Here is a 14,581-nt window from a genome sequence, read left to right as displayed (position 1 = left end):
GCCGTCAGTTAAACTCCGGCTGAATTGACGATCCACAACTCACACCCAAATGAACGACGTAACGTCAGGACCTGCCAAGCTGATCGAGAAAAAGCGTACCCGCGGACGACCCGCGTACAGTGCTTCCGTCGGTGCCGACGTTCTCCTGCGAAATGCCCGGCACACCTTCGCAAAGCGTGGATTCGACGCTACCAGCGTGCGGGAAATCGCGCGCGACGCGGGTGTCGACCCGGCGCTGATCGCGCATCATTTCGGGTCGAAAGAAGCGCTATGGCTTGCGGTGGTAGAGCAGATCGCGGATCAGGCTGCGCCAATGATCGACGCCACAGCCAGGTTGCGCTCGGCCACGCTAGGTGCGCGTGAGCGTGTCGAACACGCAGTGGTTCTTTTCATCGATCAGGTTTTCGACGAACCCGACCTTGGTATGTTTTTTTCGACTGCCGCGACCGAAGAAGGCGAGCGCTTCAACATACTCATCGGGCGTCTGGTGCGCCCCTATCACGACGTGTTCGTGCCTTTGCTCGAAGATGCATCGAGGGCGAAGGAATTGAAACCGCACCACCCCGAAGTCATGTTTTCCATGCTGATGAACGCCATCAGCAATACCGTGGCTTACCACCATATGCTTCGGGCTTTCTCGTCACTTCCTGAAGATCAGACCAGGTTCAAGCGCGCGGTGCGGGACACGGCGCTGAACATGATCAGAAAGTAATCAGCAAGACCCAATGCGCTTCGCGACAAGCCCAGAATCCTCCACCTGCTTATCGTGCGCGTCGTCCACTGACGCATTCGCTGCCCAAGAGAACTACCATGGCGATGACCGCCCCAAGGAACGTGTCCACGATCCGCTCGCCGACGAGGGCGAGGGGAGCGCTCGTCCCGCCCACCGCTGAGATGGTCAACGCGGTTGGGGTAATGAAGGTCAGGGCCAGGGCGTAGTGCCGCGCGGCCACGACTTCGATCGCGAACTGAAGCAGCGCGAGGACCCCGACGAGCCAGAGGCCTTTCGGGTCGACGAGCTGGATCAAGCCAAAGACAGCCGCGCCCAAGACCGTGCCCACAACGCGGTGCACGGCCCGAATGGCACTTGAGCGCGAGACGTGGCTGCCCTGCAGCACCGCACCCGCGACCATAACCGTCCAGTAGGCACGGTGCTCCCCAAAAGACAGGCTCAGCAAGCCGGCGCTGGCAACCGCAACGATCACCCTCGCGGCGATCGTGGCCGTTTCCCCGTCGAGCAAGCTGGGAGGAAACCGCATGCGCAAGCTGGGCGCTTCGCCCTTGCGCTGGTGCACAAGCGGCAGCGCGAGGGGTGCGATCACGAGCAAGTACGCACTGAGCGCGCCGACCGCGACCAGAGAGGGGATCATAAAGACGCCAAGGGCCGAACCGCTGAAACGCGCGGAAGCGGCCAGATGACCGCTGACACCGGCGACCAGCACGAACTGCATCGGCCCGGGCGGGCCCATTCCGACACCGAGCAGAATGATGCTGGCGAGCGCAGCCACGGCGACGAGGCAGGCGATGGTCAGCCATGCATTCGTCGCGCACAGTACGCCCAGCGTGGAGGCGGCCACGAACCCCGCCGCGACGAACGGCAAGGCCTGGAGCCGGTCGCCCAGGCGCAGCGTCGAGCCGTAGAGAGCCGTGAAGGCGCCGAGAGAAGTGATGAGCCCGAGTGACTGGTGGCCGGCCAGCGTGAACGCGGTCAGAGGCACGCCCATGGCGACGCCCCCTCCGACGCCGGCCGACCACCGCCACGGGCCGTCGTTGAAGCCGAGCAGGCTTTTCAGTACGCGGGGCGGCAAGAAAGGTCTTCTCATTTGGGATTGATTTGTGAAGCGGCCAGATGATTGGGTAATGAAATCTGAATCGAAGGCAGAGATCGCGTTTTCGCTCCGACGGCGCTCCGGATTGCACGTCTTGTCTGTCGACACTTCAGAGCCGCATCCGGCAGGGTCGCAAGTGACCAACCGCCTTTTTGCGGCTTCAAGACGGCCCTCTCCTGACGACGTCGGTCTACGCGTTCGTGCTACCAGTTCGTTTGTCGCGAGTGCCGCCTGCCTGGATCGACAACCCGTTGATCTTTGACCGCACCAAACGACGGGCTCCGTGAGTGGAGGATCTGACGAACTTCCCTGCTCCTTCACATTGATAAAACATTGTTTAATCTTGCAAATATCTAGGTATACATCTACGTGTAGCAGGAAGCGGCGCATGAACTCATCCGCGCTGAGAGTCATGATCTTGTAGCGGGCGCCTCTCGTACGGGCGTCGTGCAGACATCAAGACGCTTCGCCACTTCTTCCTGACCTAGATGCGTGTTGGCCGGATACAAGCCTCACAGGATTTCTGCCTGAGCGTGCTCAGCACATATTGCAGAGCGGTCCGATAGGGTGCGCCGGCGGCGCTCGTAAGAGTACGATCTGACATGCTTAGGTCTTCAAAGGTTCGTTTCGCGTGGCGCGTGAGAATGGCTCGCGACCATCATTTGATAGGATGACAAATTATAATAGTCGCTAGCCTCGATAAAGGATTCGTTTATATATGGGGCAGTTCAGTCGCTAAGCAGCAGAAAAAGTCTCGCAAGAATCCTGACAGTACCCACGTGCGCAGTACCCGCCGCTATCAACGCTCCGTCCGACGTTCGCTTCCGTTCCGACGCCCTCGAGGACAACACAATCAACGCAGCCAAGCGTGACAAGCTTCCCCCGGAACCCACCGAGGTTCAAGTGCGCGAGCGCGATCGAATGACGTTCACGTGACCTCCATCATGCGGACCGCTTGCCTCGCGCAACGGTGTGCGACGACGTGATGGCTCCGGTCCCCCGACTTTCAACCAACGCACGCGTACGCTGCGAGATTCGCGCCGCTGCCTCCTGGATCGATTCGACAAGACGGTCGAGATTGGCAAATTCGAGTCGCTGGGTCGGCAGGATCACCGCAAGCGAACCGACTGCTTCACCGGAGTCGTCCGCAAATAGCGGCGACGCCAGTGCAGAAACGTTGCTTTCCAGTTCGCCCCTCGACAGATAACAACCGGCCCGCCGAATTTTGAGCAGCGACGCGCGAAACTCGTCGAGTGTCGCCCCAAGGCCGCTTTGCGCGATCTCGTCAGCATACTGATCGAACAGGACCGCGAGCTTGGCCTTCGGAAAGGTGGACAGGATCGCTTTTGGAGCGGCGCCGAGAAACAGGGGGCGAGTACGGCCCCGGCCGTACCGGAGGTCAAGCGCCGCGCCGTGAGTCTCACGATGCGTGTCCACGAGTTCGTTACCGTACCAGCGCGACATCACCACATCGAAGCCGGAGTGTTCACTCAACTCACGCATGATCGGCTGCCCGACCGCAAGCAGCGGATCCGACATGCGCAGGTGGTAGTCAAGCTTGATGATGCGAGGGCCGAGACCATAGTCTCCTCCTGCAAACCGGACGAGCAAGCCAGCATCCAGGAGCTCGCGTACATAGCGATAAGCCGTTGGGGTTGAGCAATCGAGTTCGGCGGCAACGTCTTCGACGGACAGGAACGGCTTCGCCTCCGAAAACAGCTCGAGTATGGATAAAAGTCTCGTAATGCTCGACATCTATTGCGCTGCGCCTCCTCGTGTGTGAACGGAATTATATCCACTGGCAAGATCGCCATTGACCTTCGACCACCGCGCGGAAACAGTCGCACGCGAGCCACGCAGCGCCACGCTTATGCAAGCCCCATGCGCTCGGCCATTTCGGTTTGCCAGACACTTCGCGGCCTGAATCCCGATAGCGTTCTTGCGTGGCGTTCGACAGCCGCCATCAGTTCAGCATCGGGCAAGCCGAAGTCCACCGGCACCCGCATCGGCTGGTCGACGTACCACGGCGTGTCGATGTAGAGCTCGAGGCGATTGCCCTCGGGATCGCGCGCATAGATCGAAACCGAATTGCCGTGGGTGACAGGGTTGATTTCCTGCAGGCCTTCCGCAATGAACTGCCGATGAAACCGCCTCAACGTGGCAAGGCTGTCAGCTGTGAACGAAATCTGGTTGATCGGGTTGAACGCCAAGTGCTCGGGGCGGCCGCTCGCGAGCACGATCTGGTGATGCACCGCGGGATCGCGGCTCAGGAATACCAACTGCACAGCGCCGTGCGGCGTCTGCAGCGAACCCCGATCCGTCACGGTGAATTCCATCACCCGCGTATAAAAGTCCTCCACGCGCGCCATGTCGCTCACATAGAAGCCCATGTGACTGAGGGACAGCCCTGCCCTCGCTTTCTTCATACCGTTCATGCCTGTCTCCAAGTAGTGATAAACCCTAACAAAAAACACGTTGTGACATCCACTAAAATTAGTTTATTCTCACAATAAGATAAATGCACGGTTTTTTTACGAATCGAGGCGTTGATCCTATCGACTTTTTATCTATCCGGAGCTTCAATGAAACTCGCCAGCTTCTCCACCCACCTTGGCTCATCGTTCGGCATCGTTCGCGATGAAACCGTGTTCGACCTTGGCAAGCGTCTCGGCGGCCGCTATGCCGATCTGAAGGCACTGATTGCCGCCGACGCATTCGGCGAGGCCGCGCAGGCCGCCGATGGCACGCAGGGCGACTACCCGCTGTCGGAAGTCACGCTGCTGCCTGTGATCCCGAACCCCGAACAAATCTTTTGCGTGGGACTCAACTACGCGGACCACGTCAAGGAAACCAACCGCGAAACCACCGAGCATCCGGTCATCTTCATGCGGGTGCCGGCTTCCCAGGTTGGCCATGGCCAGCCGATGCTGCGTCCGCCTGAGTCGCAGAAGTTCGACTATGAGGGTGAGATTGCCGTCATCATCGGGCGCGGTGGACGACGCATCGCTGAGGCCGACGCGTGGAATCACATCGCTGGCTACGCCTGCTACAACGACGGTTCCGTGCGTGACTGGCAGCTTCATACGGGCCAGTGGGGCCCGGGCAAAAATTTCTATCGCACCGGCGCGTTCGGACCGTGGATGGTGACGAGCGACGAGATTGAACCCAACGCAGTGATGACGCTCGTCACCCGCCTGAATGGACAGGAAGTGCAACGCGCGACGACGCAGATGCTGATTCACGGCATTGCCAAACAGATTGCCTACCTGTCGACGTTCACCCCGCTCTCTCCAGGAGACGTGATCGTGACCGGCACGCCTGGCGGCGTCGGCGCGAAGCGCAATCCGCCGCTGTTCATGAAGGCCGGCGATGTGGCGGAAGTGGAGGTTGACCGGATCGGCGTTCTGTCCAATCCAATCGCCGACGAAGCGTAAAACTCGTAGCCGGGCGCGTTCGTGTGCGCTCGGCGTCTTATCTGGCGGAACAAGACATGTTAGAGAAAACTATTTCGACGCACGCGGGCGACTACGACGTGGCCGTTATCGGTCTCGGGCCCACCGGGGCGACGCTCGCGAACCTGCTGGCAATCGAAGGCTTGCGGGTCCTGGTGCTGGAGCGAGACAAGGAGATTTTCGCGCTTCCTCGCGCGGTGCATTTCGACGGTGAATGCATGCGCGTGTTCCAAACCCTCGGTTTAACCGACAAGCTGCTACCCAAGCTGTTCGTGGGTCCCGGCATGAAATTCGTGAACGGGGAAGGCAAGTTGCTGATCGACTGGCAACGGCCAACCTGTATCGGACCACAGGGGTGGAGCGCGAGTTACAAGTTCCATCAGCCCGATCTCGAGAATGCGTTACGCGAGCGTCTTGCGCAGCAATCGAGCGTTGACGTCCGGTTGCGCCACGAAGTGTTCGCGCTTGACGAGGCGAGCGATGGCGTCCAGTTGCGCTTCGAGGATACGTGCTGCGGCAAACTTGGACGTACCACCGCGCGATATGTAGTCGGCTGCGACGGTGCGCGCTCGATTGCGCGACGCTTTATGGGCACCGAATTGACCGATCTGAAATCGCATGAACGCTGGGTTGTGGTCGACGTATTGCTCGATGCACCGCGGCCCGATCTTGGCGACTACTCGGTCCAATACTGCGACCCGGCGCGCCCGACCACTTACACGCGCGGTCCCGGAAATCGGCGCCGCTGGGAAATCATGGTGATGCCCGGTGATGACGTGACGCAACTCACGTCCCCCGAATGGCTGTGGGACAAACTCGCTCGCTGGATTTCTCCGGCCGATGCGCGCCTCGAACGTTCTGCCATATATACATTTCACTCGGTCGTGGCGAACGGTTGGCGCCGTGGCCGACTGCTGCTTGCAGGCGATGCCGCACATCAGACGCCACCCTTTATGGGCCAGGGGATGGGAGCCGGTATTCGCGACGCGTCGAATCTCGCGTGGAAGCTTGGTGCCGTCATTCATGGCGAAGCGCCCGATACCCTCCTCGACAGCTACGAATCCGAACGCTCGCCGCACGTGCGCTTATTTATCGAAACGGCGGTACAGCTCGGCTCAGTCATTCAAACAACGAGGTCAGACCTGGCCGAAGTCCGTGATGAAGAAATGAGCGCAGCGATTCGCAATTTTGTGACCCCACAACCCAGGCTTGGCCCGGGCGCATGGATCGATGAACCATCGGGCGTGGCCGGGCATATTGCACCGCAACCCCGCCTGCTGGACGGACAACTCGTGGATGACGTGGTCGGCTATCGGTTTGCGCTGCTTGCGCGACCGGAATTGCTCCGTAAATACCCCGACGTCGCCAATAGCGCTGCGCAAGCGGGCGTCGGGATTGTGGCCAGCGATGGAGCGGCTGTTCGCGAGTGGCTGGAGTCGATCAACGCTCCAGCGGTGCTTGTACGCCCCGACCGGTATGTGTACGGCGTCGCGCAGGACGGTGAATCCTTGCAAAACCTTCTGCATCACGCCGTACCCGGCTTGCAAACCGAAGGTGCTGTGGCCATGTGAGCCCGCAACCCCGGTTGTCACGCGAGATGTCTCGCGGTCGACGCACGTAGACCATCGGACAAAGAATCCGATAATCAAATTGGAGGAGTCATGGGAATATCCCACAACCCGGTCGGCGGCGCCGACAGTTCACAGCCATCCGGCTTGTCCCGGTCGCAGTGGAAGATGATTCTCATCGCAAGCCTTGGCGGCTCGCTGGAGTTTTACGATTTCATCGTCTACGGCTTTTTTGCCCATAACATCGCGGCCCAGTTTTTCCCGAACTCGTCGTCGCTGGTCAGCATGCTGGCTACTTTCTCCGTGCTCGCAATCGGGTACGTGATCCGACCGCTCGGCGGAATTGTGCTCAGTAGCTGGGGCGACCGGTATGGCCGGCGTCCCGTGTTTCTCGGCTCAATCATTGTGGTCACGACCGCGACGATCTGTCTTGGTCTGCTGCCCAACTTTCAGAGCTGGGGCATGACCGCATCGATCCTGTTGATCCTGCTGCGCATGCTTCAGGGTTTTTGCGTCGGCGGAGAAATGCCCGGCGCGATTACCTATGCAGTGGAAGCCGCGCCGCATCGGGCGGGGCTCGCCGCGGGCATTATTATCTGCGCGGTGAACTTAGGTGTTTTGCTGGCCACATTCGTCAACCTCGGCATCCAGACCTACCTGTCCGCCACGGACGCGGCGGCGTATGGCTGGAGGATCGCGTTTCTTTTCGGCGGCGTTTGTGGGATCGCGTCCTACCTGATGCGCCGTAATCTGGACGAGTCGCCCGAGTTCAAGAGGATGCAAGGAGCTGTCGTCAAACAGCCGTTTCGCGAGACCTTGCGACGTCATGGCAAAGCGGTCGCGACGGGGGCACTGGCGATCGCCGTGATGGCCGGCGTCAACGGCATACTTTATGGCCACATGCCCGCCTACCTCGTCCAGCAGCTGCACTATGCACCACGGACCGCGGCAATTGCCCAGAACGCTTATCTGATCGTCAGTTCCCTCGGCCTCCTCGCCGCAGGCTGGCTCGGGGACAAGATTCCACGCCGGTACCTGCTTCGCGCGTCAGCGGCGCTGCTGATCGCATTGAGCTACCCGTTCTATGAAGCGCTGGCGAGTCATACCGTCAATCCGGTGGTGCTGTTTGTGCTTGCCGGCGTGGTTTTTTCACTGGCAAGCGGGACATGGGCGTCGGTGCTCGCCGACCAATTCCCTGTCCAGGTCAGATTCAGCGGAATCGCGCTGGCTTACAACCTGGCCGTTGTCGTATTCAGCGGCTTTGCGCCCTTGCTGGCGACCATGCTGATTCGCATGACCGGCTCCTTGGCAGCGCCAGCCTGGTATGTCATCGCCGCATGCACGGTCGCGCTGCTTGCGAGCTATGGGTTGCCGGCGGGAAAGTCTCGGGCCGGGTCGCCTTCGAAGACAGATGGACTGAGCGGCGAACTGTTGCGTTGAGCCGAATCGAGCCACGACGCGTCCGGCACCGTCTCTGACAAGAGGTATCCATGCAGTATTTTCGGGAGATTTACGATGAAAGATGCGTCCATTCAGGCCGTCGTCGAGGCGTTGGAACAACAGCGCTGCGACGCCACGGTGGCTGGAGACCTGCTCAAACTCGCGTCGCTACTCGACGACGATCTGACGTTCGTCCATTCAGCTGGCTACGTTCATGGCAAGTCGGAGTATCTGTCCTTCCTTACCGAGAAGATCAAGGTGCGTCAAATCGTGCGTCCGCAACCGCTCGCGTATAGGTTCCTGCGAGACACCGTGATCACGACGGGCCATCTCGAGCAATCCCTGGTGCGCAGGACCGATGGATCTGAGCTCAACATTCGCGCGCTCATAACTGAAATCTGGGTCAAACGCGAGGGCGACTGGAAACTGCTGCATCTCCATTCTGGGCGCTTGCCGGATTGACGCAGATCCCTATCTTGCCGTCCATCTCGGGGTAAGCATGGACATCCTGAACAGGTTCGCGAACTTATGCTGCGTGCCTATCAGGCGCACCCGTCGATTTTCGACCATCCCGCGCCATCCGTCATGTTCAGTCAACTGACGCCCGACGGCATTACGCTGAGCGTCACCGGTTATGTCCGCAGCCCCCGAATCACGGGGGGATATCAAGAGCGATCTGCTGTACGTCGATACCTATCACCCCATCTGCAGTAGTGCTTTCCCCCATATCGTTAAGTTCCGATATATGATTCGTTCTGTAGCGATGCATATCGCGCACGCCATGTGGCGTGCCGGTTGCCGAATCACCTGAAAACCATCCACATGACGCCCGATTTCGACGCGATCCATAAAGCGCTGGCCAACCCGGTCCGCCGGGAGATTCTCGGCTGGCTGCGTGAGCCGTACGCGCATTTTGCCGATCAGGAGTTGCCGCTCGACCACGGCGTGTGCGCGGGCAAGATCGACTCGCGCTGTGGTCTGTCGCAGTCCACCGTGTCGGCGCACCTGGCCGCGTTGCAGCGCGCGGGGCTCGTCACGTCGAAACGGGTTGGTCAATGGGTGTTTTTCAAGCGCAACGAGCCCGTCATTCAGGCGTTCCTCGAATACATGAACGCGAAGCTCTGAGCGCCGCATTCGCATCGCCGCGCTTCCTTTTTCACGCAGTTTTTTGAGGCTCGGGCCTTGCCCGCCGCCAAAGGTGAACTCTTATGCCGACTCTTTTCGATCCGCTGCAAATTGGCGATATCACGCTGCCGAACCGCATCATCATGGCGCCGCTCACGCGTCAGCGCGCCGAGGAAATCCGCGTGCCGAACGCGTTGATGGCGCGCTACTACGCCGAGCGCGCGAGCGCCGGTCTGATCCTCAGCGAAGCCACGTCGGTCACGCCGCAAGGCGTCGGCTACGCCGAAACGCCGGGCATCTGGTCGCAGGAGCAGATCGAAGGCTGGAAGCTCGTCACGCAGGCCGTGCACGACGCGGGCGGCAAGATCTTCCTGCAACTGTGGCACGTCGGCCGTATTTCGGATCCGGTGTTCCTGAACGGCGAGCTGCCGGTCGCGCCGAGCGCGATCGCGGCGGATGGTCACGTGAGCCTCGTGCGTCCCGAGCGTCCGTTCGTGACGCCGCGCGCGCTCGAGCTCGATGAAATCGCCGGTGTCGTCGAAGCGTTCCGCAAGGGCGCGGAAAACGCCAAGGCCGCGGGCTTCGATGGCGTCGAAGTGCACGGCGCGAACGGCTATCTGCTCGACCAGTTCCTGCAGGACAGCACCAACAAGCGTATCGATGCCTACGGCGGCCCGATCGAAAATCGCGCGCGTCTGCTGCTCGAAGTCACCGACGCGTGCATCAGCGTGTGGGGAGCAAACCGCGTCGGCGTGCATCTCGCGCCGCGCCGCGACGCGCACACGATGGGCGATTCCGATCCGGCCGCAACGTTCGGCTATGTTGCGCGCGAACTCGGCAAGCGCAAGATCGCGTTTATCGCGGCACGTGAAGCGCTCGGCGACGACCGCCTCGGCCCGCAGTTGAAGGAAGCGTTCGGCGGCCCGTATATCGCGAACGAGAAGTTCACGAAGGAAAGCGCGCAGCGGGTGCTCGACGCCGGTGAAGCGGATGCGGTGGCATGGGGTCAGCTGTACATCGCGAATCCGGATCTGGTGCGCCGCTTCTCTGAAGATGCGCCCCTGAACAAGCCGGTTCCGGCGACGTACTATGCGCGCGGCGAAGTCGGCTACATCGATTATCCGGCGCTCGAAACGGTGTAATCGGTAGCGACAGCGGGCTCATGTCCGCTGTATGAAATGACAAAGCGGCGGGCGTGACTGAATTCCAGTCACGCCCGCCGCTCTTTGTGCGCTAGACAAGCTCGCGCCGCATAAACACCCGTTTCGATTCATCGAGTCCGCGCGCGATATGCGCGTCGCGCCGCGCGAGCAACGCCGCGTCGAGCTCCGACGTGTCGAGATCGCGAAACCCGAGCCGCCGGTAATACGGCGCATTCCACGGCACGTCGCGATACGTCGACAGTACGAGATGTGTCAATTGTCGCGCGCGCGCGATTCGCGCGACCTCTTCGATCAACGCCGCGCCGATGCGCCTGCCCGCGTGCGAGCTCAGCACATCGAGCTCCTGAACGTAGATGCGCGTCGGCTGCGGCTCGAACATCACGAAGCCCGCGCAGATCGTCTGCTGGTCGAGCGCGACGATGATCTCGCGCGCTTCGATCTTGCGCTCGACGACCTCGCGCGCCATAGGCGGCGCGTCGGCAATCCCGGTCATGCCGACGCTGACGAAACGCAGGCCCGCTTCGAATTCGATGGCACGAATCGTTTCGGCATCGTGCAAAGCGGCAAATCGGAAGGTGATGGCGGAATCGTGCGACATGGCGTTGCGTCCGATGAAGACCGCCCGAGTTTGACATCGGCACCGCAACATCGACAAGCGGCATATGGCATAAACTCGCGCAAGCGCCCTGCACGCACGCTCGCGGGACTACACTCATCACATCCGAACGCCACCCGAGGCCACGCCAAGATGAACCTGATGAACGTGCTGCAGATCGCGCTGCACCTCGACCAGCACCTGAGCGCGCTGATCGTGCAGTTCGGCACGGCAATCTACGCACTGCTGTTTGTCGTCGTGTTCGTCGAATACGGTTTTCTGCCGCTGTTCTTTCTGCCCGGCGATCCGCTGATCTTCATCTGCGGCGCGCTCGCCGCCACCGGCGCATTGAACGTGTGGGTCATCGCGCCCGTGCTGTTCGTCGCGACGGTGGCCGGCAGCAGCGTCGGGTACGCGATCGGCCATGCGGTCGGCGACAAGGTCTATACCCGCAACTACTACTGGCTCAATCGCGATGCGCTGCGCCGCGCCCACGTGTTCAGCGAGACGCGCGGCCGCCTGACCTTCCTGCTGTCACCGTTCATCGCCGTGGTGCGCACGTTCGCGCCGTTCGCCGCGGGCGTGTCGCGCATGACGTTCTCACGCTTCGTCGCGTTCGTCACCGCGGGCGCGGCGCTGTGGGTGGTCTCGCTGATCGCGGCCGGCTATCTGTTCGGCAACGTGCCGGTGGTGCGCGAGCATCTGAGTTCGCTGGTATTGCTGGGCCTCGCGCTCGGCGGTGCGATGCTCGTCGGCGGAGCGGTATGGCGCTTTTTCAACCGGCGCATGCGGGCGCGCTGAGGCCATCGGGGCGACGTTTCGGCGTACGGCCCCCCACCACCTCAAAACTTGACCCGGGCGAGATACGAAGGTAACCTTATCAGGAAACCTTCACATCATGTCATCGCACGAGTTCACCGCATGACCAAATCCCCTCCCGCAGTTGCGCCGGAAGAACTTCATACGCTCGCCGAAGATCTGCGCGTGCTGGCGGGCAAGCTGCGCCGGCGTCTGCGCGAAGAGTCGCATGTCGGCGACTTCACGCCGTCGCAGGTGCAGGTGCTGAACTTGCTGGAACGCGAAGGCCCGGCCACCGTCACCTCGCTCGCGCGTGCGCACGGCATGCGGCCGCAGTCGATGGGAGAAACACTCGCGGTACTGAAAGCCGCGGGGCTCGTCAGCGGCACGCCCGATCCTAACGATGGACGGCAGACGGTTCTGTCGCTGACACCATCCTTTCGCAAGAAGGTCAAGGCAAGCCGCGCGGCACGCGAAGACTGGCTGTACCGCACGATTCAAACGCGTTTCACGGCAGCCGAACAGCAACAACTCGCGACGGGCGTCGATCTGCTGAAACGCCTCGTCGATTTGTAACTCGCGATTCGCGCACACGCGTCTCGCCACTCGCAGGATCACTTCATGGCACTCACTACTCTCGACGCCAAAACCGCACTGGTCGTCGTCGACCTGCAGCGCGGCATCGTCGCGCTGCCCACCGCCCCCCATCCGGCCAGCGAAATCGTCGAACGCTCGGTTACGCTGCTCGACGCGTTCCGCCGCCACGACCTGCCCGTCGTGCTAGTGAACGTCACCGCCGGCGCACCGGGCCGCACCGAGCAGGCTCGCCACTCCGCCGACTTGCCGCCCGACTTCGCCGACCTTCTGCCCGAACTGAAGCAGCAGCCGTCGGACCATCTGGTCACGAAGCGCACGTGGGGCGCATTCACGAACACGGACCTGGCCGCGTATCTGCAACAGCAAGGCGTCACGCAAGTGGTGCTCGTCGGTGTCGCGACCAGCATCGGCGTCGAATCGACCGCGCGCTTCGCGAGCGAGGCGGGCCTGAACGTCGCGCTCGTCGTCGACGCGATGACCGATCTGAACGCCGACGCGCACACCAACAGCATCACGCGCATCTTCCCGCGCCTCGGCGAAACCGGCACGACGCGGGAAGTGCTCGATCTGCTCGAACGTTCGCGCGCTGAAAGCCTGAATTGAAGCGGGCCGCTACCCGCATGCGGCCCACCCCGCGTTGAGGAAACCCCTGTCGTGAGCACCACGTTCCGTTCGCTGCGCATATTCAACTATCGTGTCTGGGCGAGCGGCGCGATCGTCTCGAACATCGGCACATGGATGCAGCGCACGGCGCAGGACTGGCTCGTGCTCACCGAGCTTACGCATCACAACGCGACGGCGGTGGGCATCGTGATGTCACTGCAGTTCGGGCCGCAGATGCTGTTGCTGCCGCTCACCGGCTACGCGGCCGATCACTTCGACCGCCGCAAGCTGCTGTTCGCGACCCAGGCGGCAATGGGTACGCTGGCGCTCGCGCTCGGTCTGCTCACGGTCACGGGGCTCGTGCAGCTATGGCAGGTCTACGTATTCGCGGGCCTGCTCGGCTGCGTGACCGCGTTCGATTCCCCCGCACGCCAAACCTTCGTATCCGACCTCGTCGGCGAACGCGATCTCGCGAATGCCGTCGCGCTGAACTCCACGTCGTTCAACGCCGCGCGCATGCTCGGGCCAGCCGTCGCGGGTCTGTTGATCGCGTCGGTGGGCAGTGGCTGGGTGTTTCTGATCAACGCGCTTTCGTTCGTCGCCGTGCTCGGTGCACTGCGCATGCTGCGGCTGGACCAGTTACATATCAAGCCGCGCAATGTGCGCTCGCGCGGCAGCTTCGTCGAAGGCTTCAAATATGTCTGGACACGCCCCGATCTGAAGGCGGCGCTCCTGATGCTGTTCCTGATCGGCACCTTCGGCCTGAACTTCCCGATCTTCATCTCGACGATGTCCGTCACCGCGTTCCGTGCGGGCGCGGGCGAGTACGGCGTGCTCAGCTCGACGATGGCGATTGGCTCGGTCACCGGCGCTCTGCTCGCCGCGCGCCGCGCGCGGCCCACCATGGGTCTGCTGCTCGGCGCCGGCGCGATGTTCGGCGTCGGCTGCACGGCGGCTGCGCTGATGCCGAACTACGTGCTGTTCGGCATCGTGCTGATCGCGATCGGCGTGTCGACGCAGACCTTCACCACCTCGACCAATAGCCTCGTGCAACTGACCACCGAACCGGCCATGCGCGGCCGCGTGATCGCGATCCTGCTCGCGATCGCGCTCGGCGGCACACCGCTCGGCGCGCCGGTGGTCGGCTGGGTCGCCGACCGTTTCGGGCCGCGCTGGGCGCTCGGCGTCGGCGCTGCATCGGGCTTCGGCGCGGCGCTCGTCGGACTTGTCTATCTGATGCGATACCGGCAGCTGCGTTTCTATCGCGAAGGCTGGCGCCTGCGTTACAGCATCGAAGATCCGCGGCCCGTCACGGCCACCACGGTCATTCCCGACTCCGTAACGACGGTTCAGCGTAGCGAGCTGGACGAGGCGGAAGAGGATACGGCTTCGAGCGTGTAAAAGCGCAAGC

The 14,581-nt window shown here is 61.9% G+C and carries 15 protein-coding genes and 1 pseudogene; 11 read left to right on the top strand and 5 right to left on the bottom strand.

Annotation, left to right across the window (positions count from 1 at the left end; all coding sequences use genetic code 11):
- Nucleotides 1-49: 49 nt before the first annotated feature.
- A complete protein-coding gene (locus OKW41_RS09300; protein WP_429446499.1) occupies nt 50-712 on the top strand; it encodes a TetR/AcrR family transcriptional regulator in 663 nt (220 codons plus the stop codon).
- Between the two features lie 49 nt (nt 713-761).
- Here the strand turns inward: OKW41_RS09300 and OKW41_RS09295 are convergent, their stop codons facing one another.
- From OKW41_RS09295 to OKW41_RS09280, 4 genes and pseudogenes are all read right to left on the bottom strand, one after another.
- Nucleotides 762-1,937, bottom strand: a complete 1,176-nt coding sequence (locus tag OKW41_RS09295) for an FUSC family protein (protein WP_429572279.1) — start codon at nt 1,935-1,937, stop codon at nt 762-764.
- Nucleotides 1,938-2,195: 258 nt separating this feature from the next.
- Nucleotides 2,196-2,261: pseudogene (locus OKW41_RS09290) on the bottom strand (transposase); the annotation flags it as partial.
- A 510-nt stretch (nt 2,262-2,771) separates the two neighbouring features.
- Nucleotides 2,772-3,584 carry an IclR family transcriptional regulator gene (locus OKW41_RS09285; RefSeq protein WP_429572278.1) on the bottom strand — a complete coding sequence of 271 codons (813 nt, stop codon included), beginning with the start codon at nt 3,582-3,584 and terminating at the stop codon, nt 2,772-2,774.
- 113 nt (nt 3,585-3,697) lie between these two features.
- Complete coding sequence (locus OKW41_RS09280; RefSeq protein ID WP_184059845.1) at nt 3,698-4,264, bottom strand: VOC family protein; 567 nt, start codon at nt 4,262-4,264, stop codon at nt 3,698-3,700.
- A gap of 147 nt (nt 4,265-4,411) precedes the next feature.
- Here OKW41_RS09280 and OKW41_RS09275 point away from each other — a divergent pair, with 147 nt between their 5' ends.
- The 6 genes from OKW41_RS09275 (at nt 4,412) to OKW41_RS09250 (ending at nt 10,556) form a co-directional block, all read left to right on the top strand.
- Nucleotides 4,412-5,263, top strand: a complete 852-nt coding sequence (locus tag OKW41_RS09275; RefSeq protein ID WP_429446493.1) for a fumarylacetoacetate hydrolase family protein — start codon at nt 4,412-4,414, stop codon at nt 5,261-5,263.
- A gap of 56 nt (nt 5,264-5,319) precedes the next feature.
- Complete coding sequence (locus tag OKW41_RS09270; protein WP_429573374.1) at nt 5,320-6,852, top strand: bifunctional 3-(3-hydroxy-phenyl)propionate/3-hydroxycinnamic acid hydroxylase; 1,533 nt, start codon at nt 5,320-5,322, stop codon at nt 6,850-6,852.
- Between the two features lie 90 nt (nt 6,853-6,942).
- Complete coding sequence (locus tag OKW41_RS09265) at nt 6,943-8,289, top strand: MFS transporter (RefSeq protein WP_429572277.1); 1,347 nt, start codon at nt 6,943-6,945, stop codon at nt 8,287-8,289.
- 75 nt (nt 8,290-8,364) lie between these two features.
- Nucleotides 8,365-8,751 carry a nuclear transport factor 2 family protein gene (locus tag OKW41_RS09260; RefSeq protein WP_429572276.1) on the top strand — a complete coding sequence of 129 codons (387 nt, stop codon included), beginning with the start codon at nt 8,365-8,367 and terminating at the stop codon, nt 8,749-8,751.
- Between the two features lie 360 nt (nt 8,752-9,111).
- Entirely contained in the window at nt 9,112-9,414 is a 303-nt protein-coding gene (locus OKW41_RS09255) for an ArsR/SmtB family transcription factor (RefSeq protein ID WP_184036555.1), read from the top strand.
- 83 nt (nt 9,415-9,497) lie between these two features.
- Entirely contained in the window at nt 9,498-10,556 is a 1,059-nt protein-coding gene (locus OKW41_RS09250) for an alkene reductase (RefSeq protein ID WP_429572275.1), read from the top strand.
- A gap of 91 nt (nt 10,557-10,647) precedes the next feature.
- Here OKW41_RS09250 and OKW41_RS09245 read toward each other — a convergent pair whose 3' ends face one another.
- On the bottom strand, nt 10,648-11,175 hold the full coding sequence (locus tag OKW41_RS09245) for a GNAT family N-acetyltransferase (RefSeq protein ID WP_429572274.1): 528 nt from the start codon (nt 11,173-11,175) through the stop codon (nt 10,648-10,650).
- A 150-nt stretch (nt 11,176-11,325) separates the two neighbouring features.
- Between OKW41_RS09245 and OKW41_RS09240 the strand changes: the two genes are divergently transcribed.
- The 4 genes from OKW41_RS09240 to OKW41_RS09225 all read left to right on the top strand — a co-directional run bounded on the left by OKW41_RS09240 (nt 11,326) and on the right by OKW41_RS09225 (nt 14,571).
- Nucleotides 11,326-11,973, top strand: a complete 648-nt coding sequence (locus OKW41_RS09240; RefSeq protein ID WP_429572273.1) for a VTT domain-containing protein — start codon at nt 11,326-11,328, stop codon at nt 11,971-11,973.
- A 120-nt stretch (nt 11,974-12,093) separates the two neighbouring features.
- Nucleotides 12,094-12,546 (top strand): MarR family winged helix-turn-helix transcriptional regulator, encoded by a 453-nt coding sequence (locus tag OKW41_RS09235; protein ID WP_429572272.1) that lies wholly within the window; start codon nt 12,094-12,096, stop codon nt 12,544-12,546.
- A gap of 45 nt (nt 12,547-12,591) precedes the next feature.
- Nucleotides 12,592-13,170 (top strand): isochorismatase family protein, encoded by a 579-nt coding sequence (locus OKW41_RS09230; protein ID WP_429572271.1) that lies wholly within the window; start codon nt 12,592-12,594, stop codon nt 13,168-13,170.
- A 51-nt stretch (nt 13,171-13,221) separates the two neighbouring features.
- Entirely contained in the window at nt 13,222-14,571 is a 1,350-nt protein-coding gene (locus tag OKW41_RS09225) for an MFS transporter (protein WP_090806319.1), read from the top strand.
- Nucleotides 14,572-14,581: the final 10 nt, after the last annotated feature.

The organism is Paraburkholderia sp. UCT70, from assembly GCF_050434085.1.
Classification (GTDB): Bacteria; Pseudomonadota; Gammaproteobacteria; order Burkholderiales; family Burkholderiaceae; genus Paraburkholderia; species Paraburkholderia tuberum.
This window is presented reverse-complemented; position numbering and strand designations above follow the sequence as displayed.